8 protein-coding genes are annotated in these 23842 nt (G+C 60.4%); 4 read left to right on the top strand and 4 right to left on the bottom strand.

All coding sequences use genetic code 11. From position 1 onward, the window contains the following. Window positions 1–129: 129 nt before the first annotated feature. Both HUV26_RS04425 and HUV26_RS04420 read left to right on the top strand, forming a co-directional pair. The gene (locus tag HUV26_RS04425; RefSeq protein ID WP_174408908.1) at window positions 130–17166 is read left to right on the top strand and encodes a non-ribosomal peptide synthetase; all 17037 of its coding nucleotides are present in this window, start codon (window positions 130–132) and stop codon (window positions 17164–17166) included. Window positions 17167–17319: 153 nt separating this feature from the next. Further along, complete coding sequence (locus HUV26_RS04420) at window positions 17320–20736, top strand: alpha/beta fold hydrolase (RefSeq protein WP_174408907.1); 3417 nt, start codon at window positions 17320–17322, stop codon at window positions 20734–20736. Window positions 20737–20763: 27 nt separating this feature from the next. On the opposite strand, the gene HUV26_RS04415 is transcribed toward HUV26_RS04420, so the two are convergent. From HUV26_RS04415 to HUV26_RS04405, 3 genes are all read right to left on the bottom strand, one after another. Further along, window positions 20764–21351 (bottom strand): Fic/DOC family protein, encoded by a 588-nt coding sequence (locus HUV26_RS04415; protein ID WP_174408906.1) that lies wholly within the window; start codon window positions 21349–21351, stop codon window positions 20764–20766. Further along, complete coding sequence (locus HUV26_RS04410; protein WP_174408905.1) at window positions 21329–21565, bottom strand: hypothetical protein; 237 nt, start codon at window positions 21563–21565, stop codon at window positions 21329–21331. Before HUV26_RS04410 ends, HUV26_RS04415 begins: the two co-directional genes overlap by 23 nt. Before the next feature lie 121 nt (window positions 21566–21686). After that, entirely contained in the window at window positions 21687–21869 is a 183-nt protein-coding gene (locus tag HUV26_RS04405) for a hypothetical protein (RefSeq protein WP_174408904.1), read from the bottom strand. Between the two features lie 414 nt (window positions 21870–22283). Here HUV26_RS04405 and HUV26_RS04400 point away from each other — a divergent pair, with 414 nt between their 5' ends. Continuing rightward, complete coding sequence (locus HUV26_RS04400; protein ID WP_174408903.1) at window positions 22284–22448, top strand: hypothetical protein; 165 nt, start codon at window positions 22284–22286, stop codon at window positions 22446–22448. A 230-nt stretch (window positions 22449–22678) separates the two neighbouring features. Here the strand turns inward: HUV26_RS04400 and HUV26_RS17075 are convergent, their stop codons facing one another. Beyond that, window positions 22679–22780, bottom strand: a complete 102-nt coding sequence (locus HUV26_RS17075; protein WP_507762563.1) for a helix-turn-helix domain-containing protein — start codon at window positions 22778–22780, stop codon at window positions 22679–22681. 148 nt (window positions 22781–22928) lie between these two features. Between HUV26_RS17075 and HUV26_RS04390 the strand changes: the two genes are divergently transcribed. Next, window positions 22929–23708: a type IV toxin-antitoxin system AbiEi family antitoxin gene (locus tag HUV26_RS04390; protein WP_174408902.1), complete on the top strand. Its 780-nt coding sequence runs from the start codon at window positions 22929–22931 to the stop codon at window positions 23706–23708. Window positions 23709–23842 lie beyond the last annotated feature (134 nt).

The raw sequence follows: 23842 nt of genomic DNA, 5'->3' as shown, positions 1-23842 counted from the left end.
CACAGTCTGTGCGGTTCATCTTCGTTCAGATACTCCAGAGACGAGGCTTAGTACAGCCCCCAAATAAATCCATGGACCTTGCCAACCCTGTTTTTGTAAGATATTCCTTGCAGAATAGCGAGGTTATCCATGAAGGACGCTGCGGTGGATGTTGGCATGGGGGAGAGGATTCCGCTCACAAGCAGCCAGAGGGAGCTATGGCTTTCCCGTCAGGCATCGCTTTCGGAATACAACGAAACGTCTATCCGGGGCTGCTTCTATGTGGAGAACGCCCTGTGCCCGGACAGGCTGCGGGAGGCCATACGTCTTGTGCAGGAGTATGCTCCTCTGCTGACCGCGGTGTTGCGTGAGGATGAGCATGGACCGTACCTCCGGGTGCGGAATGGGGCGCATGTAGACCTTGTTTCTCTGGATTTTCGTCAGGCCGGAGACCCTGAAGGGGCAGCCCGCGAGTTTACTGCTGTCTTTTTGGAACAGTCTGTTGATGAGCAGCCGGTGCGCTATGCCGTTTTGCGCACGGGAGAGGAGCGGTGCGTTTTTCTGTGCAAGTGCTCCCATCTGGTGCTCGACGGGCTGGGGATATTCTTCCACGTATCGTTCATAACCGAGATTTACAGCGCGCTGGTGCAGGGCAAAGACCCCGGTCTGGACGGGACATGCCCGTGTGACGACCTGTATCTGCAGGACAGGGAGCACTGTGCATCGGCGCGGTACGCCAAGGATATTGCTTTTTGGGAAGAGCATCTGGAGCGGATGCCTGAGAAGAGAATCTTTCGTGCCCGCCCCGGCTGTGTGGATGTGCTGGGCAACACACGGTACAGGAAATATCCCCTTTCAGGAGAGGCTTCCTCAAAACTTGCGGACCTGTTCGCCGGATACGGTGTTGGTCCGGCTGTTTATTTTACCGCACTGCATGCCCTTGTTGCCGCTTTCATGTGCGGGGAGAAGGGCATTGCCATACAGACGCCCATAGCCTTTGGGGAACGGAAGGCTCACGGCAGGCGGCTGGGGGCGCAGATAGCCACCCCGCCCGTGTTTGTGGATGTGGGCGCGCATGACTCTTTTGCCTCACTCGCGGCGGACATAGGCGGGCAGAACGCCCGTTTTTTCCGCCATATACGCACGCCCTACCAACAGGCTATGCGCAACCTGACGCATAAGAACCTGACCTATGTGGCGGACACCTTCGTCAACTACCTGCCCGGCGCGCCCAAAGGGAACGCGGATTTCAGCATTCGTGCGGTGGAGCAGTGGCACAGCGAGCAGGAGCCCATTCTGTTCGGCGCGCTTGTGCTGTATGATCCTGCATCCGGGGAGTGCTCCCTGACCGTGCGCAGCAGCCGCAACCACTTCAGTGAGCAGGATGTGGAGCGGTATGTCAGGCGTATAGAACTGCTGACGCACCAGATGGCGTCCGGTGTGGATCTGCCGGATCTGGAGTATCTGCTTGATGTGGAAAAAGAAGAGCTTCTTCTGTGGCAGCAGGGAGTGCGGCGGGAGTTTGCGGTGGGGTCCATGCCCTCTCTGTTTGAAGAGAGGGCATTGCTTTTTGCGCAGCATTCCGCTGTGCGGGATGAACACGGCGCAGTGCTGACCTATGCCGAGGTGCGTGATAACGCCCGGAAGTGCGCGGCATGGCTTGCTGCGCAGGGGGTGAAGCCCGGAGATATTGTGGCCGTGCTGGCACGGAGAGTTATTACCCTGCCGGAAATTGCACTGGGCATAATGCGGTGCGGAGCCGTGTATCTGCCAGTGGATCCCACATCGCCCGCAGAGCGCATTGAATACATCATCAGCGATGCCAAGGCGGTTCTGACCATGGACCCGGACGATACCGGGTACAGGCAGGCTCCTCTTCACAGCATGGTTGAAGAAGGCCCGGTTCCCGCAGCAGGAGATGGGGCGTATCTCATTTATACCTCAGGTTCCACGGGCAGGCCCAAGGGCGTTCTTGTGCCGCACGGCGGCTTTGTGAACATGATACAGGGGCAGATAGAGTTCTTTGGCATAGGCGGGGATGACCGTGTGCTGCAGTTTGCCTCGCCCAGCTTTGATGCGTCCCTTTCCGAGATGTTCATGGCTCTGTACGCCGGGGCGTGTCTGTATCCTGTGAGCGACAGGCTGCGTAATGAACCGTGGACGCTGAACCGGTATATGGCGGAGAACGGCGTAACGGTGACGACCTTTCCCCCTTCATACCTGCATGTGTTCGACAAGGAAGAATTTCCCGGTCTGCGGGTGCTGATTACGGCAGGTGAGCCGCCCGTGGCGGAAGATGCCCTGCATTACGCGGGCAGGCTGGAATATGTTAACGCCTACGGTCCTACGGAGACCTGCGTGTGCGCCTCCATGAAGCGGGTTGCGCCGGATGACGTGCTGCCCATAAGCATAGGGCGGCCCATCCCCAACGGAACGGCCTATATTCTGAATGCCCAAAGGCAGCCGCTTCCCGCCGGAATGGCAGGGGAACTGTGGATAGGCGGTGCCAGCGTGGCCCTTGGCTATCACGGGAACACTGAGCTGACGCAGTTGCGGTTTTGCGAGCTGCCGCCTCTGTGCGGAGTGCCCGTCCAGAAGGGCCAGAGAGACCAGCGAAACCAGAGGGTCTATGCCACAGGTGATATGGCCGTGTGGTCGGAGGCGGGCGAGATTGTTCTGGTGGGCAGGGGCGATGATCAGGTGAAGATTCGTGGCAACAGGGTGGAGCTGGGCGAAGTGGCGTTTCTGCTCGAAAGCTGCGGGAGCGTGCGCCAAGCGTTTGCCGTAGCCGCCGAAGACGCGTCCGGGCAGACCATGCTGGCCGGGTTTCTGGTTCTGCGCGACGGGGCGGGGCTTGAGGAGGTCATCGGCTGGAGCAAAGACAATCTGCCCGCATACATGATCCCTTCCCGCTGGCATGTGCTGGACGCCATGCCCGTGACCGTGACCGGCAAGATAGACCGCAATGCCCTGAAACGGCTGGTGAATGCGCCGTCTGACGGGGATGTGGCTCGGCAGCCTGTTGATCCTGTGCTGCTGGAGATATGCGGGCGGGTGCTGGGTGCGGCGTATGACCCGCAGAGGAATTTCTTCGATCAGGGCGGCAACAGCCTGAAGGCCATGACGCTGCTGCGCGAACTGCGCAAGGCGTATGCCGTGGATGTGGTGTTCCGGGAGTTTGTGAAGTGCGACAGCCTGTTTGAGGTGGAAGATCTGCTGCGCAGGAGCCGGCCGAAGCAGGAAGATGTTTCGGGCGATACCGTTCCCCTGAGCCGGAACCAGTTTCATGTATGGGCCTACCAGCAGGCCAATGACCGGTCCATTGATTACAACATGCCCTTTTTGCTGGAGGTGCGGGGCGAGAAGGCCGGAACGTTTGTGGAGTTGTTCCGGCAGGCGGTGAACGGGCAGGAACTGCTGCTCTGCACCGTGGCCGGCGCCATAGATTCCCCCTGCTTCCGGAAGAGCCATGCCGGGGGCATAGCGCTTCGCATGGGCGAATTTTCCAGCCCGGAGACGGCGGACGCGTATTTTGACGGCATTATCCACACGTCTTTTGACCTGCGGACGGAACCGCCCGTGCGGCTGGAAGCGGCCAAGTTGCCGGATGGTTCGTACCGGATGCTTGTGGTGCTGCATCACATTGCAGGTGATGGAGAGACGCTGGATATTTTGATGAATAACGCCCTGCGGTATTTGCGCGGCGAGGCTGTGGAGAACGGCCACCTTGCCGTGCAGGCTGCGTATTGCCGCAGGCAGGAGGAGTATTTCCGGTCTGCCGATTTTGCTGCGGACAGGGCGTACTGGGAAGAGGTGCTCAATCCTCCGCCGCCTGCCGTGAATCCCGGCTCAAAACGCAAGGGAGCCATGGTGAAAACGGCCCTGACGCAAGAGTTTGCGGCAGGTCTGGAACGTATGGCGCAGCAGACGGGGGTGACCGTCATTTCCTGCTTTGCTACGCAGCTTGCCCGTTTTCTCTGCGAGCAGTTCGGCAGGGAGGAGGTGCTGATAGGCGTTCCGGTGGCTATGCGCGAAACGCAGGAAGAATTCAGGACCGCTGGATTCTTTGTGAACACGGTGCCTCTGCGGGTGCGGCGCAGCGGGGCGGCGGAGACGGTTGCCGTTATCAAGGACACCGCGCTGCAACTGCGAAAAGCCCTTGCCCACAGCCGGTATAGCCATACGGAGATTGTGCCGGAATTTCTGGCGACCCACTCGGAGACTGGGCATGTGGAAGCGCAGGGGGTTATGCTCCGCAGGCTGGAACCGCAGCTTAGGGCGAGCAAGCTTTCCGGCAGTTTTACGTTGGAAACAGGAACGGACGCGGGATTGTTTCTGGAATATGACGAAGGGCTTATTCCGGACGGCATGCGGTTTTTGGAGGAACTGAAACGGACGGTGGCGGAAGTCTGCGGAGGATTGGAGCGCAAGAGTTCCGCACAGGTGCTGGCGGATGCATGGAGAGATATCCTGCGTACCGAACCGGGCGAGGGGAGCGACTTTTTCCGGGACGGAGGCGACTCCATTAAGGCTATTCAGATAACGGGCATTCTGCACAGGAATGCTATCCGCACGCTGACCGCTCCCGATTTTATGCGGACGCCGTCTTTTGCGGAACTGGGCGCGCTTGTGATCAGGGAGGATGAAAGCCTGTCCGGCGGGGAGGCGGCTGTGTACAACCGGGTGCAGGCAGGGGACGCGGTTCCGCTGCTGCCCGTGCAGCACGCCCTTATGCGGGAACACCCCGGTCACTGGAGCCGTTTTTACATGATGTTGCCCATGGTCGTGAGCGACCGTGTGGCGCACGGTGCCGTGGCGTGGCTGGAAACCCTGCCGGAGCGGTATGAGGCGTTGCGGCTGGCGTTTACGCCTGAGGGCGCTGTGGTTTTGGAGCAGCCGCAGAGGATTGTGCCGCTGCGAGGAACGTTTGGTGCGCAGGAGACGGAAACGGCACTGTGCCGTGACATGGCGCGGGAGATTATCGCCGGGATTGACCCGGAGGCGGGCAGAACGCTCGGCGCGGGGCTGGCGGAGCAGGAAGGGAAGCGGTTCCTCGTGCTCGTGGGGCACCATCTGGTGCTGGATACCTTTTCGCTGGATGTGCTGCGCGGTGACCTGCTCGATTATTGCCTGAACAGGGGGCGGACGGAAGAGGCGTATGGCGTGGCGACACGGGCTGCTGCCGTTGCCGGGCTAGTGGAGCAGGGCGTTTTTCCCGCTGCCAAAGACCGGGAGTTCTGGCAGTCGGTGTGCTCTACGCCTGTCTGCGCGCTGACGGCGATGCGTCCGGGAAGGGATGTTGCCGCGGAACGCGGACTGGCAGTGCGGCAGGTGGCGGGATTCAGCCCGGAATACACGCAGTCTGCGCAGGCGGATCTGGTGTGTGCCCTTGCCGTGGCACTGTATACGCAGGGACAGCGGGAGGCCGTATTCCTCACACTGGAAAGTCACGGGCGGGATGCCCTGCTTCCCGGGCTGGACATGAGCCGGAGCGTGGGCTGGTTTACCGCCGTGTGCCCCATGCCGCTGCAACCGGCACCGACCTGCGAGAAGGCGGGCGGCACTGTACGGCCATGGCTGAAGGAACATTTTACCCCCCTTGGCTGCAACGCATACGGATATCTGAAGCAGGAAGACCCGGAGCGGTTCGGGTATGCTTCACAGATAGGATTCAACTATCTGGGCACGCTCACGGCAGGCGGCGGAGGCGATGCCGAAGTGCTGGCTGCGGCGGCTGTTCCCGGCACCGTGCCGGAACTGCTGCACCCGGATTTTGAACCGGACAGCCCGCTGGACCTGTGCGCCTTTTTTGACGAGAGCGGCACGCTGCATCTTGGGGCCTATTTCAGCGGGCAGAAGCTGCCGCCGGAGTGGGTGAACGGCCTGCTGGACGGATGGACCCAAGCCCTGAAGACGCTTCCCGCCTACAGGGAGCCGCTGCCGGATGCGGTTCGGGTGCGGATTCCGGAAGTTTGCGGCTGCGCGGCGGAGGATATAGAGAGCATCATTCCACCGGATGTCTGCCACGAACCCTTGCTGTTTCAGTCGCTGACGGCGGACAAGGGAGTGTATACGCAGCAGATAACGTTCCACTTCCGGGGAGAGGCGGACGTTTTTGTGCTCATGCGGGCGTGGGGCGCGGTGGTTGTCCGGCACGAGAGCCTGCGGTCCCTTTTTCCCGCGCCATATGACGGCGAGTTCTACCGCGTTGTCCTGCATCGTGCCAGAACGGGCACGGAATACCATGACCTCTCGCACCTACCGGAGGCGGATGCCCGTGCCGAGATGGAGTCGCTGCTGGCGGGGCAGAGGGGGCGCGGGTTTGATCTGGGCAGGGGGCCGCTGATCCGGGCGCAGTTTTTCAGCCTTACCGGCGGCAGCCTTGCGATGAGCTGGTGCTTTCATCACCTGCTTATGGACGGCTGGTGCATAGGCATTCTGCTGCGGGAACTGTTCAGCCTGTACAACCAGTTTTCCGGAAGACCGGCAAAGCCGCTGCCGCAGCCGGTGCCCCTTGCCGGGTATACGCGCTGGCGCGCCGGGTTTGATGAAAATGCGGCCAGAGCCTACTGGCGTGTGCTGCTGCAGGACTTCCGGCCCATGACCGGGCTGGCGGGGCGGGGGGCTGCCCCGGAACTGGCGGCAGGAGCAGACCCTGCCGAGCCGGGAACCCCAGCCGAGCCGGGAACACTGACGCTGGAAATGGACGGCGGAGACAGCAAGGCGTTGCAGGGGGCGGCCAGCGACCGCAGCGTTACGCTGTCCGTGTTGGTTCAGGCGTTGTGGGCCATTGTTCTCAGCGGTGAGAACGGCGGATGCCGGGATGTTGTCTACGGGGTTGTCACCTCCGGCCGTCCGGCGGAATTGGAAGGCATGGACAGGGCCGTGGGGCTGTTCATCCAGACCCTGCCCCTGCGTGCGCGGTGGACTGATCAGAGTGCGTTTTCCGAACTGCTGGACAGCGTGAAGGAGCAGGGGTTGCAGCAGATGCGTCACGGCTACCTGCCCCTTGCGGAAATGGGCAAGGACCTGCTGGATCACCTGATGGTCTTTGAGAATTACCCCGTAGAAGCGGTCTCCGGTGGGGGCGGGCTGGAGATAGGGAGTGTGAGCGGGTTTGAGAAGATACCCTATCCCTTGGGTATATCTGTCATTCCGGGCGAGAAGCTTCTCTTCCGCTTCCTGTACAACCCTTCGGCCCTGAACCGCAGGTATGTGTGCGGCCTGCGCGACAAGCTGCATGCGTTGTTGCGGGCTGTGGCGTCTGAACAGGATATGGCCCGGAGCGCGGACAGGGGTGAGGAACACAAATCCGGGCGGGATATGACGTGCCGCCAGTTGGAGGACGTGGCCGGAGGCGTTGGTACCGATTCTGGCATCGCGGCATGGGGCGTGGAAGGGGGTGCGTCGGAAGCGGGTGCAGCCGTTACGGGTCAGCCAGACGGTCAGCCAGACGGCCAGCCAGACGGATTGTCACAAGGGCAGCCTGAAGGAGTACGGGTTGCCTGTGCGGCAGGTGCAGAAGCCGCCCCCGCAGAGGGAACGGACGAACTGGAGGCCGTTCTTCTGGAAATTTATGAGTCTGTTCTCGGGTGCAGGGTACCTTCTGCGGACGTGGACTTCTTTCAGCTTGGCGGGCACAGCCTGCTGGCCATGCGTGTGATGGCGCAGATTTCCAAGCGGCTGGAACTGGATGTGGCCATAGAGGATATTCTGGTCCATTCCAGTGTGCGCAGGCTGGCGGCACGGATGCGTAAGGCATCTGCCAAGGCGGTGAGGATTGAACGTGCTCCGCGCAGGGAGGTGTATCCGCTGTCCGCAAGCCAGACCCGCATATGGTTCCTGCAAAGGCTGCACGGAGACAGCCGCGTGCATCTGGTTCCCTTTGCGGCGCGGGTGCAGGCTCCTGTGGATGTGGAGGCGTTGCAGCAGGCGCTGACCATGCTTGAGGAGCGTCATGACGCTCTGCGGCTGCGGGTGGATGCGGACAGGCCCGAGCAGCGGCTTGTGGCTGCCGGCAGTCTGAGGCTGGAGGTGCGTGATGAACCTTATACGGACAGCGTGCCTGACAGCATTATGGAGATGCCGTTCGGGCAAAGCAGCGTGCTTGCACGAGTGGTTTTGTTCCGTGAGGGAGAATCCGGGGGCGTGCTGTTCTTTTGCTTCCATCACATCATCATTGACGGGTGGTCGGCGGAAATTTTCATCCGTGAACTGAATCAGGCGTATGATGCCGTGCTGCGGAACGCCGCACCGGCATGGCAGCCGCAGGAACTGGATTACCCCAGTTACGTGGAGTGGGAGATTGGGCAGGATGCGGCGGGAATTGAGAGCATAAAAGCCGCCCTTCTTCCTCTGCCGGAACGGTTGCGGCTGCCTGTGGATTTCCCGAGGCCGCCCATGCAGAGCTTTGCGGGGGGAGCGCTGATTTTTGAACTTGGAGAGGAGCGCAGCCGTGAGCTGAGGAGCCGTGCCCGCCATCTGGGCGTGACGCTGTTTTCCGTGTTGGTTGCGGCGGTAAAGACCTTTCTGTATCGCCATACCGGGCAGACCGATCTGGTGGTAGGTTGTCCGACAGCCAACAGGGAACTGGAACAGGTGCAGAACATGATCGGCCTGTTCGTGAACACGCTGGTCATACGCACGAGGCTGGATGCGGACAAGGACTTCGACAGCCTTGTGGCGGAGGTGCAGGGCAACTTCCAGAACGCGCTTGCCACGCAGTCGTACCCCTTCGGAAAGGTGGTGGAGGCGCTGGAACCGGGGCGCAACCCTGCGCGGAATCCGCTGTTTGATGTCTTTGTGGCACTGGAAGATCAGACGTTCACCAACTACGGGCACGCCCCGCTGCATATGCAGCCCTTGTCATTGCGGCATGACAGAAGCAAGTTTGACCTGAGCTTCTATTTCAGGGAGACGGAACCGGACCGTTTTGAAGTCCACTTGGAATACTGCACCGACCTGTTCAGCAGAGATACCCTGAACCGCATGCGGGATAGGTTTATCACGCTGCTGGACGGGGTGCTGCGCAGAGACGGCACCCCGCTGGCTACGCTGGACGTGTTTGCGGAGGCGGAACGGGCGCTTGTGGAGTCGTTCAACCACACGGATGAAGCCTTTGACATTGAGCGCGATGCGGACAGCTGCTTTGCGGAACAGGTGCGTGCAAACGGCAAGGCTGCTGCCATTGTGGACGCGGACGGGGTTTCGTGCACCTACGAGGCGTTTTCTGCACGGGTTTCCGCCCTTGCTGCGCAATTGGAGTCCGAAGGACTTTCGCGCGGCGATTATGCCTGCGTGTGTTTTGACCGTTCACCGGAGATGATGCTTGCCATTTTTGCGGTGATGCGCATAGGCGCGACCTATGTTCCCCTTGCCGCGGACCTGCCGGAATCGCGGCTGCAATCCATCTTTGACGATCTGGGAATTTGCACGGTTATAAGCGATGTCCGCCATGCGGAGCGTTTTGCCCGGTGCGGGCAGCATGTGATTGCACCGGATATGGGGAACCTGTCCGGGCAGGAGCATGCTTTCCGGCAACATGGTTCACAGGAATATATGTTCCTGGACGCGGGGCCTGTTTCGCCGGGGGCTGTGGCCTATGTCATCTTTACTTCCGGGTCCACCGGAAGGCCCAAGGGCGTGCAGATAGAGCACCGCAGCCTTTGCAACCGCCTGCTGTGGATGCAGTCGCGCTTTCCCATAGGAGAGGGCGATGTGGTGTTGCAGAAGACGACCGTATCCTTTGATGTTTCCGTATGGGAACTGTTCTGGTGGTCGTGGTGCGGGGCCAGCCTTGCGCTGCTTGAGCCGGAAGGGGAAAAGGACCCTGCCGCGCTGGTGCGGGCCATCTTTGAGCGCCGTGTGACCGTGGTGCATTTTGTTCCCTCCATGCTCAGGGTGTTTCTGGACTATCTGGAAACGCGCCCGGATGAGGCGGCCAGGCTGGCAACGCTGCGCTATGTGTTTACCAGCGGCGAGGCGCTTTCTGCCGAGCTTGCGGGGCGGTTTAACAGGATGCTGCGGGCGGAACTGCACAACCTGTACGGCCCTACGGAGGCGGCCATTGACGTGACGTGGTATCCCTGTGCGCACGTTCCGGAACATGGCGTGCCCATAGGCAGGCCCATCAGCAACACCCGGGTGTATGTGCTGGACGACCGGCGGCGCATGGTGCCCGTGGGGGTTACGGGTGAGTTGTATATAAGCGGGGTGCAGGTTGCCCGGGGCTATGTGAACAGGCCGGACATAACGGCGGCCAGTTTTTCTGAAGACCCGTTCCGGTCCGGCAGCCGCATGTACCGCACGGGCGACCTTGGCCGCTGGCGTGCTGACGGCACTATTGAATATCTTGGCAGGAACGACGATCAGGTCAAGATTCGCGGTCACAGGATTGAACTGGGCGAGGTGGAGGCCGCGCTGGGGCGTTGTTCCGGTGTTTCGCAGGCGGTGGTGCGGGTATGCCGCATGGGCGGGCAGGACGCGCTGGAGGCGTTTCTGGTGCCCCGCGGCGGCGGGTTGCCCTCCCTGAAGGAAATTCGCAGCGGGCTTTCGGAATATTTACCGGAGTATATGTGGCCCGCGCGGTTCTTTGAGGCGGATTCCATTCCGCTCAGCGCATCGGGCAAGGCTGACCGGAAGCGGGCGGAAGGCAGGCCGCTGGTTGCTGAGCCAAGGGCGGCAACAGACGGGCTGACGCCGCTGGAAGAGGAAATCCGGCAGATATGGCGTGAGGTTATTCCGGAAGCGGACGTGCGCGATGCCGATGCGGGATTCTTTGAGGCGGGCGGCAATTCGCTGCTGCTTGTGCGGCTGCATGCGTTGCTGGACGAGCGGTGGAAGGGCGTGTTCACCTTGGGCGGGCTTTTTGCGGAAAGCACCATCCGGGCGCAGGCGCAGTATATCGGGCAGGCACGCAGCGTGGCGGCGGACGCGGCACCGCAGGCTGCCGCCAATGTCCCGGTGGCCATCATAGGCATGGCCGTGCGGCTGGGCGATTATGAAGAGACGGAGCGTTTCTGGGAAGACCTTGTGCGCGGTGCGGACAAGAATGTTCCGCTGCCTGCCGTGCGGCAGCGCGAGGTGCGGCAGATACTTGAGACGGTGGGATTTGCGTACGACCCTTCCCGGCTGCGGGACGCCGCGTACCTTTCTGATATTTCCTCATTCGACCACAGGCGGTTCGGGCTGTCGCCCAATGATGCGAGCCTGCTGGACCCCAAGCAGCGCGTTTTTCTGGAAGTGGCCTTGCAGGCGCTGGATGACGCCGGATACGGCGGGGCGGCGCTGGAGAACAGGAATGTGGGCGTCTTTGTGGGCGCAAGCCCCTTCCGGTTGTTTCAGGACGCGGTGACACGGGCGTTTCCTGAGCAGGCGGAGCAGATATATCTGCTGAATGTGCCTTCCAATAGTGTGGCGCGGTTGAGCTATCTCAAGAACTGGAGCGGTTCCGCCTCTATGGTGGACACGGCCTGTTCGTCTGTTCTGAAGGCCCTGCACGACGCCTGCCAGAGCCTGCGTGCGGGCGAAAACAGCGTGGCCCTTGTGGGCGGGGTGCACACCATAGACCTTCCCGTAAAGGGAGACAGGGCATTTACCATTGAGGCTTCCTCGGGCCGCACCATGACCTTTGACGCAAAGGCGGACGGCGTGGGAGCGGGTGAGGGCGGTGCCGTGTTTGTGCTTAAGCTCCTTGACCGGGCACTTGCGGACAACGATGCCATTCACGCCGTCATTGCGGGAAGCGCCGTCAATCAGGATGGTCGGGCATCCAGCATGGCCGCGCCCAATCCGGCTGCGCAGGGTGAGGTGATTGCCCTTGCGGCCCGTAACGCAGGGGTTTCTCTGGCGGATGTGAGCTTTTTTGAGGCCCACGGCACGGCGACTGTTCTGGGTGACCCCGTTGAGGTGGAAGGATTGGGCAAGGCTTTTGCCCGTGAAAGAGCGAACCTGCGGCGCAAAGCGCTTATAGGTTCGGTGAAGGGGAATGTGGGGCATCTGGACGCCGCCGCAGGGGCGGTGGGGCTTGCCAAGGCGGTGCTGAGCCTGAAGAAGGGGCAGGTTCCGCCCCAGCCGCATTTTGAAACGCCCAATCCGCATATTAATTTTGACGCCGCCCCCGTGCGCGTTGCGCGGACGCTGGAATCGCTTCCGCCTGACGGACGGCCGTGGGTGTGCGGCGTGAGTTCCTTCGGGCTGAGCGGCATCAACACGCACGTGATGCTGCGGGAGCATGTTCCCGCGTCCGTGATGCCGGACATGGCTTCCGGCAACGGGGGCTGGTACTGCGTGCCGCTTTCCGCCAATGATGAGGCGGCGCTGCGGGAGTACTGCCGCCGGATGCGGGACGCCTTGTCCCGTTATCCGGACCTGCCCCTGCACGCCATTGCCGGGACGCTGGTGGCGGGAAGGGATCATCTGGATGTGCGGACGGTGCTGGTGGCGGATTCTGCGCAGTCGCTCCGTGAGCAGCTTGAGCAGCCTGAGTTGTTTGACCGGGACGCGCGGATTGTGACCTGCACACGGGTGCCGGGACCGGGGATTGCCGGAGCCGCCTTTGCTACCCGCGAGGAGGCTGAGAGTGCTGCGGACGAGTTTTTACGGGGGAGCAGGTTGTTCTGGCCCCAAGGGGTTACGCTGCACAGGGCGCACCTGCCTGCCACGGTGTTCAGCCGCACGGCGTTGTGGCCGAAGTTGGCCGCCCGGTTTGTTTCCGCACCTGTGCGCACCCCTGAAGGAGCCGCCTGTTCCGTTGCCATAGGCCGGGATGATTTTTGGCCCGTGGCCGAGCACCGGTTGCGGGGTGTGCCCACGCTGGCGGGCATGGGTGTGCTGGACCTGATAGGTATGGCGGTGGGCAGGATGCCGCTGCGCGTGGAGAACCTGCGCTGGCACAAGCCCGTAACGTATACGGAGGGAAGCGAGGCTACCCTGTTGCTGAACGGGGACGGGGATGCTGTTGCCATGGAACTGCATCATGCGGTGCAGGGGGCATGGAGCGTGGCCGTGCGTGCCGAAGTGCGGAGTACGGGGATGGGGCAGGCGAACGGGGAACGCGGGCCGATCGGGGCAAGCGAATTGGACATCGAATCCCTGCGCAGTTCCATGCTCCTTTTGGAGCCCGGAGGCGGTCCGGGTGACCATTCCGGGCAGCAAAATGTCGCCGGACAGAAAGGGCAGGGGCTTGTAAGCGTGAGCGCACGCTGGGACTGCCGCAGGGAGCTGCGGGTTTCTGCGGACGGGGACAGCCTGCTGGCACTGCTTGTCTTGCCGGACGAATACCGGCACGACCTGCATACCTTTAAATGGCATCCGGCCATGGTGGACCTTGCCGCCAGCCTTGCCCTGCACGGGACAGCGGGATTTGTTCCCGCACGCTGCGGCGCGGCACACCTGTTGAGGCCCCTGCCTGCCAAAGTGTATGCATGGGTGCGGATTACGGACAGGCAGCCGGGGACCATCACGGCGGACTGCACTGTGGCGGACATGGCGGGCCGCGTGCTGCTGCAACTGACGGATATGGTCTTCGTATCCTTGGGGGCGGGGCGTGCGGAGCCGGAACTGTATGGTGTGCAGTGGGCGGAAGCCGCTCTGCCGGAGATGCTGCCTGTGGCCGGGGAATCGGGACAGGCTGGCGCATCTGCCATGGCCGATGGCCTGCTGCTGTTAGGCGGCGCGGAAGACGGTCCGCACCGCGCGCTGCATGAGGTGCTGGCCCCGGTTGCCCGCCTCTGCAGGGCACTGCCCGTGTGGACGGAGCAGACGCGCACCGGCGGTGATTCGGAAAACACGGCGACGGACGCTGCGCGGGAATTGGCGGCGGGGATACTGCGCGAGGGCGTGACCCATGTGGTATACCTGCCTGCCGCCGGGGACGGGGCATGGGCGTTCTGCGCGTTGTTGCAGGAAATCTGCCGTGCGGGGCTGCGCAAGCCCCTGCATATTACGGCGGTGGGCAGCGGGGCGCTGGTGCATTCCGAAACCGGGCCCGGACACGCGCTTGTTCTGGGCACCCTGCTGGCACTGCGGCAGGAAGAGCCGCTTTTATCCTGTGCGTATGCGGAGCTGGATGAGGTGAATGAGGCCTCTGTTCAGGCGTTTATGGAGACGCTGGGCCTTATCGAAGGGGCGTATGTCGTTGACGGAAGCGGGCGTGTGCGTGTGCAGGTGCTTGAGCCTGTTGCCGAAAATGCTTCTTCCGTGCTTCCGACAACGGTTGTGGCAACTGCTGTGGCACCGGAAGGCTGCGTGGTGATTACAGGCGCACCGGGCGGCATGGCCATGACCCTTGCGGCGCAGCTGACCGCAGAAGCAGGCGTGCAGGTGGTATTGCTGCACCGCAGACGGGAAGGCATAGGGGATGTTCCCTTTGCCGCCTATTGCTGCGATGTGACCGATGCCGCGCAGGTGGAGGAAACGCTGGGACGGATACGGTGGGAGGTGGGACCCGTGCAGGGGGTGATACACGCTGCCGGGGTTGCCGGAGAGGGGTATCTTCTTTCCAAGCGGCGCGGGCAGTATGAGGCTGTGCTTGCGCCCAAGGTGGCCGGAACGTGGAATCTGCATGAGGCCACGCTTGCGGACGATCTCAAATTCTTTGTGCTGGCCTCTTCACGAACATCGCTGGTTGGTGCGCCGGGGCAGACGGATTATACGGCGGCTAACGCCTTTCTGAACGCCTTTGCCCGGTACCGCCGCCGGCAGGGACTACCTGCCCTTTCTCTGTGCTGGAACACGTGGTCGGGCGTGGGCATGGCGGCGCGCATGGGAGCTGCCCATGGTGGCACGCCCCTGATGCCGGAGCAGGCGCTGGATGTGCTGAACAGGGCTCTCCGCCACGGTGGCGATGTGGTTGTGGTGGGTATGTCTGACGAAGATGCTTCCCGCTTCAGGACGGCGGAGATGAAGGGGCAGGCTGTTCTGCCGCAGGCATCGGGTGTGCCGTATCCTGTTGGCACGCAGGGCTCTCAGGCCGGGGGGGGCGTGGCTGCCACGCCTGAGCCGGGTGGGGAAGGTTCTGCACGAACCGCACGAAATGCGCCGACGGAGCGGACGACGAGGTCTGTTGATGCGCTGGAGGCCGAAATTCTGGAAATATTCCGGGATTGCCTTGGCTATGACGCGCCGCTGGGCCGGGGGGACGACTTTTTTGATCTGGGCGGCGACTCCATTGCCGGAACGCGCGTGGTAAACCGCATCAGTCAGGCCCTTGGTGTAAGTACCAGCGTGGTGGATCTGCTGGAAAGCGACAGTCTGGGTGATTTTATGGACCGCGTGCTGGCGGGGATGCAACAGGAGACAGCCGCCCCGCAGGGCATTGCGCCTGCGCCTGTCCGCGATACGTATCCTGTGGGCCGTGAACAGCTTTCCATACTGTATGCGGATATGCTGGGGAGCGACCACACCGGATACAATCTTCCGGCGTTTTTGCGGCTTCCCGCCGATGTGGACAAGGCGCGGCTGGAGCAATCCATCGCCACCCTGATAGAGCGGCATGAGGTGCTGCGCACATCGTTCTGCGATTTCGATGCAGAACACCCCAACATGATTATCCATCCCTTTGAAGGGTTTACGCTGGAAGAGGTGCATATTGCCGACATCGCCCTCAAGGAAACCTTCATCAGGCCTTTTGACCTGAAACGGGAGAGAGGGTTCAGGGTGCTGCTGCTGGTGGTGAACGGAACGCAGCATGTGCTGTATTATGACATTCACCACGCGCTGGCGGACGGCAGAACCATATCGTTGTTTAATGTGGAACTGTATGCCTTGTATCACGGGCAAGTGCTGGAACCCGTGCGGCTGCAGATGAAGGATTTTGCATGGCATCAGTTCACCCATGCCAGCCGGGAAGACAAGGAATACTGGCACGGTGTGTTCAGTGATGGCGTGCCCACGCTGGACCTGCCTTCTGATTTTCCGCGTCCGCCGGTGCATACCTTCCGCGGGGGGACGTATGAGTTTGAGCTTCCCGCAGAGGTTGTGGCGGGCATAAAGGGGCTGGCACGCCGGGAAGGGGTGACCAATTACCATGTGGTCATGACTGCCTGGGCAGTGCTTGCGCATGCCTATACCGGGAACGAAGACGTGGTGCTGGCCATTACCGTGGACAACAGGAAGGAGTATCTTAACACGGCGGGCATGCTGGCATCGCTGCAGCCCCTGCGGCTTGGTGTGCGAGCCGGAACGCCGCTGGGAAGGCTGCTCAAGGAGAATCAGGCGGTGAGCAACGAGGCTCTGCGGCATAGTTCGTACATCCTGAACGATCTGCTCATGGACCTGAAGCCGCCGCTGTGCCCGGAGCGGTCATTGCTTTCTGAAATAATTCTTTCCTATATGAATTTTGAGTACGGCACTGGTGATTACCACCTGTTCGAATCGCTGCGGTTCAGCAAGCCCGTGAGCAAGACGGACCTTTCCATCTTTGTCAGCGATGTGGGCGACCGCATAAGCTTTGCGCTGGAGTATTACGCGGACCTCTTCAGCCGGGCCAACGTAATAGGCATGGCGGAAGATGTGGTGCGCATTCTGGAGAAGATGACCACAGGAGACCCGGCGTTGCCTGTTGATTTTGCCTATGTGCCCCGGGAGCGGCGTGCGGTGGCGAGTGTGCGCAGGGTGCTGCCGGGTGAGCTGCGGAGAAGTCTGGGGGTGCTGGCGGAGGGCAGGGGCGTTTCTGTGGCTGCGGTGATGCTTGCGACCTTTGCGGTGTTGCTGGGGCGGGTTACAGGCCGGCAGGACCTTGCGGTGGACGTGGATGGCGTTTTGATTCCGTTCCGCTTGGATGATGATACCGAGTTTGATGAGCTGCTTCTGCGTACGCAGGCGGAATTGACTGCCGTGCGGGATGCGGGCGATGAGTCTTATCAGGTAAATCAGGTAAATAAGGCAAGTCAGGTAAATCAGGCAGCAGCGGGGCCTGACACAAGGCCAGCCACGCAGACTGACGGGGAAACGGGAGAGGGTGGGGTGCTGCGCATAGCGTTCGGGTATGGTGATGCCGGACGGAGCGGTGTGCAGAATGCCGTGCTTGAACGGGGGCATGATCTTGTATGCCTTGTGCAGGACGGTGCAGGCGGCAGGGAGGCAACCGTTGTGCGCTTTGACCATGACACCCGCGTGCTGGCGGTGGAAACGGCGGAAGACTGGCTTGGTTATTACGAGAATTTTCTGACCGGCATAGCGCGTTAAGGGCCGGGAATCTGCCGGGGCGAAGTGCAAGTGACGTATTGTGCCGTATTGCGCTGTATCAGCTTTTCATGGTTCTTTGGTCCCGCACGTCGTTTCCAAACGGCTTGCGGGACCAAGATTTCTTAATCGTCAGACGGCGAAAGGACATTGATGATGAAGCTTTCCGACCTCAGGCTCGACTTGCCCGCACACCGCAGAGAGCAGAACGGGGAGGCCGCGCGGGACGGTGCCACCCTAGAGGAAATGATCCGCGCTGTGGTGGAGCGGTATCCGGACCGTGCGGCACTGGCGGACGAGGCTGCATCGTTGCGGTTTTCGGAACTGGATGGCCTTTCTGCTGCCGTGGCCCGGTTCATAGTGCATATGGACTATGGCAGCGAGGCGGCGGTGGGAGTGCTTTGCAGGCGCGGGGCATTGTTTCTTGCCGCAGCCTTTGGGGTGCTGCGGGCGGGAGCGGTGTATGTGCCGGTGGAACGCGAGCAGCCGCTGGCCCGACAGGAAGCCATGCTCAGGCCCGCGCGCCTGATCATAACCGACAGCCATTGCCTGCGGGAGGCGGAGTATCTGCGGTATCGGCTTCCCGGCATTGCGCATGTGCTGTGCATAGACGTGCCAGAGGTTTCGCAGTGCGTGGAGAAGGGAACCGAGCTTGCGAGCACAGCATTCTGGGAGCACGTTGCGCAGGCGGGCAGCGATGGGGCGTGGAAGAGCGTGTTTGACGCCGCCCCGCTGGGCGGGGAGGTGCTGCACGCGCTGGCAGACAATGTGCTGGGCAAGAGCGGCATTGCCGGAATGCGGCAAAAGCGGGTGCTGGATATCGGAAGCGGCTCGGGTGTTGTGGCACGCACGCTCATGGGCGCATCGGACTGCTACACGGCTGTTGAACTGGCGCGGAACGAGCTGGACCGCATAGGGCTTTGGAAGGCGGACGTGCCGGTGCGGACGCATCAGATGGACGCGCTGGATATCTCTTTTCTGGAAGGGGAGGAGTTTGACCTTATTGCGCTGCACGGGGTGGTGGAGAATTTTCCGGGGTATGCCTATCTGCGCCGTGTGTTGGATGCCGCCGTGCAGATGCTCTCTGACGAGGGGGTGCTGTTTGTTGGGAGCGTATGGGACATGGACAGGCGGGATGCGTTGCGTGACGCGCTGAAGGCCCATGCCCTTGCATCCGGCAGCAACAGCGGGCTGCTGCGTTTGGATGCCGCCGCTGAGCTGTTTGTACCCGGCCGGTTTTTCGCGGAGTGGGCGGCGGAATCGCCTGTTCCCGTGGAGATTGCCATAACGGGCATTGACGTGGGCAATGCGGAACTGGCGGAGTATCGCTATGACGTTGTTATCCGCAAGAATCCTGCGGTGGTGCAGGCAGCCGGGAGGTGCCGGTTCGGCACGGAGTATATGTATTCGCTCGCTGCTGCGGAACTGCCCGTTTGTGCCCCGGAACAGGCGGCGTACATTGTGTATACCAGCGGCTCCACAGGTGTTCCCAAGGGGGTTGTGGTGGAGCATCGGCATCTTCTGCATATCCTGCGGGCGTTGCGGGAGTTTGCGCAGGGGTGCGGAAAGGTTGCGCTGGTTGCTCCTCTTTCTTTTGATGCGTCCGTGCAGCAGCTTGCGGTATCCATCTTTTGCGGCAATACGCTGTATGTGATGTCTGATGCGGAGCGGAAAAGCCCGGAGCTTTTTCATGCCTGCCTTGTGCGCAACGGCATAGACCTGTGTGATATGACCCCGGCGTTCTTCAATGTGCTGGTGGAGTATCTTTTTGAACGCAAGCTGGCGCTGCCTGTCAGACGGATACTGCTGGCGGGGGAGATTCTCAGGCCGGATACCATACGCAAGTTTTACGGTATTGCGGGGAATGAGGGGGTGGTGCTGTTTAATGTGTACGGGCCTACGGAGTGCACGGTGGACAGCAGCGCGTTTCGCATAGATTTCAGCAATTACAGGGCGTTTTCATCGTATCCCATCGGCCGGGCATTGCAGGGGGTGGATATTACCATCCGTGACAGGGATGGCCGCGTGCTGCCGGATTCCGTGACGGGCGAGATCTGGATTTCGGGAGCGGGGGTTTGCAGAGGATATCTGCCCGGAAGCGGGGGCGATGGTGCCTTTGTGACTGCCGGGGATGAGCGCTGCTACCGCACGGGCGACAACGGGTTTATGAAGGATGGTCTGCTCTTTTATGTGGGGCGCGAGGACCAGCAGGTGAAGATTCGGGGTAACCGGGTTGAGGTGGGCGAGGTGGAAAACGCCGTTGCCGGTTTTCCCGGCGTGCGGCAGGTGGCGGTGGTGGCGGGGGCTTTTCGCAGCGGAGGGGAGAAGAGTCTGGCTGCCTATGTGGTGGGGGAGGTGGATACGGCGGCGTTGCGGAGTTATCTGGAAGTGCAGCTGCCTTCGTACTGCGTGCCCGAGTATTATGTTCCCATGGTGGAGCTTCCCTTCTCCATGAACCGCAAGGTGGACAGGAAGGGGCTGCCTTCGCCGGTGGGGCGGCATGTTGCCACAGGGGGCCGCAGGCCGGAGGGAGAGGTTGAGGAGAAGCTGGCAGGGATGTGGAAGCGGCTGCTCGGAGTGGATGTGGCCGATGCGGAGGTAAGCTTTTTCAATCTGGGCGGGCACAGCATTCTGGCCATACGCCTGATTGCCATGATCGAGAAGGAGATGGGGGTTCATCTTACGGTGAATGAGCTTTTTGCGCACCCCACCATAGCGCAGCTTGCCGGATTGTTCCGGGGCAAGGCGCAGGCGAATGACAGCCCGGTTATACGACTCTGCCATAAGGAAGGCGGGAAGAATCTGTTTCTGTTCCATCCGGTGGGGGGGAGCGTGTTCTGCTACAGCGGCCTTGCGAGTCTGCTGGGCCATGAATACACCGTGTACGCGGTGGAGGCGGCGGGGTTCAGGCCGGAGAGAACGGCCCTGAACACGGAACTGCACCGGGTGGAGGATCTGGCGGCTTATTATCTGGAAGAGATACTCAAGGTGGAGACGCGCGATATCGTCTTCGGGGGCTGGAGCTTCGGGGGGCTGCTGGCGTATGAGGCCGCCTGCCTCTATGAGCGGATGGGGTATGGAGCGGGGCCTGTGCTTATTCTTGATACCGTGGCGGATAGCAGCCAAAGCCGGAAGATAGCGGCCAAGGATGATGTGGAATTGCTGAAGACGCTGTTGCAGGAATCGTTCGGGTTTGACGAGCAGGTTTTGCGTTCGTTGCCGCGCGAAGGGAAGCTGGCATACCTTGTGGAGTGCGGTGAAAGGGAAGGGCTGCTTCCTGCCGGGTTCAGCGCCGTGCAGATGGATAACCTGTTGCAGACTTACCGCATCAACACCATTGCCGTTGCCCGGTATACCTCGCCTACGCCCACTGACAAGCGCATATTGCTTGTGCGTGCGCTGGATTTTTCAGGCAACGCCCAGATTGTGCCCGATGACGACTATCAGGGCTGGAGCCGTTTTCTGCGCAAGGAGAACATTGACCTGCGATGGACGGAAGGAACCCACGAAACCATGCTCGCGCCGGGGCTTGTGGATGGGGTGGCCAAGCATATTCTGGAGTATTTGGGGTAGGGGGAGAGAATCAAAAGTTGATGTTAGCTAGTCTTCAAGAATTATGAGGGCATGGGCCAAGACGTTGCGCATGAGGAGTCCGTCGTCCAACATGCCCTTGGTGCATGCTTCCAGCCAGCCTCCCTTGAGTACTTCTTCGTCGATTTCGTAGTCTGCATTTTGGGCGAGCAGGGAAAGGAAGTAGCGTATTGCACGACCATTTCCTTCGCGAAAAGGATGGGCAACGTTCAATTCAAGTGCGTAATAGGCAGCTCTCTCTACGAAAAGTTCTGGCGGGGCCGTTCGCAGATGGTCTTCGTTGGCCAGACGGTTGAAAAGCTCTGTTACTGCTTGGTTGATAAAGCATGGTGTGGCGAATCGGGTTTGGCCTTTGGATATGGAAACGTTTCGTTCTTCGCCTGCCCAATCATAGACATCCTGAAACAGGTGATGGTGTATGGCCTTTAGGTGGAGGTAGTCAAAATTTCCCGCAGGGGGATCTTCAACCATGCGGTTGGTAACAGAAAGGCGCTCAAATTTGTCAAGCGCCCCTTGGTCCGTATGGCCTGCCTTGTTCCGGAGGACGGGAGAGTCCGGATAGGTATATCCGTCCCTATGTGCGTAGCGATCTGTCATAATGGGGGAAACGCTTTTTCAGCAGGGAGGTGCGTTCCTCAAGCGAGCAGCCATTGCGTATGCATTCTTCAAACACGACGATTTCTTCACAGGTGAGGTAGAGCCCTTCAATTTCCAAGGATGCCTTGGCATGTCTGAGTCGGCGTGCTTGTATTTCAGCCTTGGTTGTGGGGCGTTTTGCCTTGGAGAACGTGTAGGTTCGTGTGTTGTTCATAGCAAAAGAATATCCTTTGCATAGGCGAAAGGCAAACTTCTTGTTTTCTGGACAGTAAAGGGATGCCCCCCCCAATGGGGGTATGCTCTGTGTTTGATGGCATGTTGGTAGTGACGCAGGACTATTCTGTCTTCAGCGAGGCGGCGTTTTCCGCGCGGGATAACTTTTTGGGAAAGAAAAGAAGGGTGTTGCTGTGGTCGAGGAGCGAGCCCTCGCAGGCGGAAACCGGCACCGCCCCCGATACGCTGCCGTTGTCCGCAAGGCCGGAGGACAACGGCCCCACCGCTACGGGCCAAAGCAACATAGAGGCGACTAATATAGTACCTGATTAGACAGGGGGCAAGGGGCTGGAGGGTGGGGAGGCGTATTATCGATACCCCCCAACTCCGTGGTGAGCTTAACGGCGGACAGCTTGAACTCTTTCGAATACTTGATCGATTTTCCCATGTACTTCTCCTCATGGGCGGGCGATAACCTATCGCTTCGTGTCCGTCACCTATAGGGCACTTCACTGGGCGCTTGGTTCAGCTACAAAAAGAAGAGGATGCTCGCCTGCGCTCCAACAATACCTTGGATCAAGTACGCTATCAGCCTGACGGCTCTTGCGGTACGCAGGTCACTACATCCTCGTCTGATGAAAATATAGCATCTCCCGAAGACTGTAGCAAGGGGAGTGGGGACGGGGCGACATATTATCAGAAGACAGGAGTGCGGCCCGATGCGGCTATGTCGCACTGCCCGCACGCTGGAACGCAGCTACGGGCGGGACGGGGTGGAGTTTTTGCAGCGTGTGCAGATGGGGCAGCAGGCGCAGTTGGGGGAGGGGGTGCTGTTTCAGGCGGCGATGTATAACAAGCCCGAAGGAAGTGCAACCGTTTGTTGAGGGCGTGCGCAGTGGGGAGCAGGGAGACGGTCCGAGCACCGGCGGCACCCCCGGTCGAAGCCCAAGCCTCCTTGCGGAGGACGACCATCGGAACATGTCTCCCTTGGATGAAAGAATAGCACAGGACGATGCCGATGGCAATGGGGGCGGGGAGGGGGAAACCTACGCACAAAAGGCGGGCGGCAATGCCCGCGCAGCCATGTCGCAACAGCCCGCACGCGGGAACGCAGCTACGGGCGGGACGGGTGCTCGTTCACGGTGACGGAAAGCGTCTTGCGGGATATGCCGAGCCGTTTCGCAAGCGTGGTGATGGTTATGCCCAGCGGCTTCATGTGCAGAAGTTGTCCTGCTCGCTTGATTAGAGCTTCTGGTCGGGTGGTGGTTTGTTTTCGCTCAAGAAAACGTACTAATAGTGTTTTAACAGGTGAAATTTTAAACTGATGATTGCCTATGGTTTAAAATTGCGCTAATAAAAGCACTATGAGTACGTTAATAGGAACAAAAATAAACCGCCTGATACAGGGGTGGCCAGAGGGTGCTGTGAAGACTGCAACCGAATTGGCCGACTTGGGCGTGAGCAATTCCCTGACGCAGCGTTATATCAAGGAGGGATGGCTCGTGTCTGTGGGACGAGGGGCGTATGCCAAAACCCACGGCAAAGTAACCAAGCTTGGAGCATTGCACGGAATGCAGTACGAGAGTGCGCACTTGGTCCATGCAGGAGGCAGGACCGCTCTTGAGCTATTGGGGTATTCTCATTACGCGGCGATGGACGACCGGAGATTTTTCCTCTTTGGTCCTCATAAGTGCAAGCTTCCGGAATGGTTTAGAAAGCGCTTTCAGGGGGCGGATATCGTCTTCAGCGCATCGTCGTTTTTGCCGTTTTCTTTGGCGACAAGCTTCACGCGATATGACGCCGGTGCTTTTGCCGTGACAGTTTCAGCTCCTGAGCGGGCAGTGCTGGAGCTTCTTTACCATGTTCCCGCGAAGGTCGGTTTTAATGAAGCCTTCCAGCTCGTGGGTGGTATGGGCACTCTGCGCCCGGGCATCATGCAAGAGCTTTTGGAGCAATGCGCAACGATCAAGGTTAAACGGCTTTTTCTGTATATGGCACGGGAGTCCGGCCACAGATGGTACAAAGACTTGGAAAAAGATGTGGTTGACCTTGGTTCCGGCAAGCGAGTTATCGTGAAGGGTGGGAAGTTGGACAAAGAGTTCCAGATAACTGTTCCAGTATTGAGCGAAGAGGTGCTGTTTTGAGCCCCTATGAAAGGCAGGTGCGTATTCTGCTGAGGGTTTTGCCACTTATTTGAAGTAGTTTCGATTTGATCTGACAGTTCCTCTTGAAAATCGAGAGGTTCTCCCTTTTGATGGAAATGCTGAACACCATCAAA

The sequence above is a fragment of the Desulfovibrio psychrotolerans genome (assembly GCF_013340305.1).
GTDB lineage: Bacteria > Desulfobacterota > Desulfovibrionia > Desulfovibrionales > Desulfovibrionaceae > Halodesulfovibrio > Halodesulfovibrio psychrotolerans.
The sequence above is the reverse complement of the archived record's forward strand: the minus strand, read 5'-3'. Positions and strand labels throughout refer to the sequence as shown.

Excerpts from the sequence above, each read along its gene's own strand:
- HUV26_RS04425 (WP_174408908.1), top strand. The coding sequence starts at position 130 with ATGAAGGACGCTGCGGTGGATGTTGGCATGGGGGAGAGGATTCCGCTC.
- HUV26_RS04420 (WP_174408907.1), top strand. The coding sequence starts at position 17,320 with ATGAAGCTTTCCGACCTCAGGCTCGACTTGCCCGCACACCGCAGAGAG.
- HUV26_RS04400 (WP_174408903.1), top strand. The coding sequence starts at position 22,284 with ATGCGGCTATGTCGCACTGCCCGCACGCTGGAACGCAGCTACGGGCGG.
- HUV26_RS04415 (WP_174408906.1), bottom strand. The coding sequence starts at position 21,351 with ATGACAGATCGCTACGCACATAGGGACGGATATACCTATCCGGACTCT.
- HUV26_RS04390 (WP_174408902.1), top strand. The coding sequence starts at position 22,929 with ATGAGTACGTTAATAGGAACAAAAATAAACCGCCTGATACAGGGGTGG.
- HUV26_RS04405 (WP_174408904.1), bottom strand. The coding sequence starts at position 21,869 with ATGTTGCTTTGGCCCGTAGCGGTGGGGCCGTTGTCCTCCGGCCTTGCG.
- HUV26_RS04410 (WP_174408905.1), bottom strand. The coding sequence starts at position 21,565 with ATGAACAACACACGAACCTACACGTTCTCCAAGGCAAAACGCCCCACA.
- HUV26_RS17075 (WP_507762563.1), bottom strand. The coding sequence starts at position 22,780 with ATGAAGCCGCTGGGCATAACCATCACCACGCTTGCGAAACGGCTCGGC.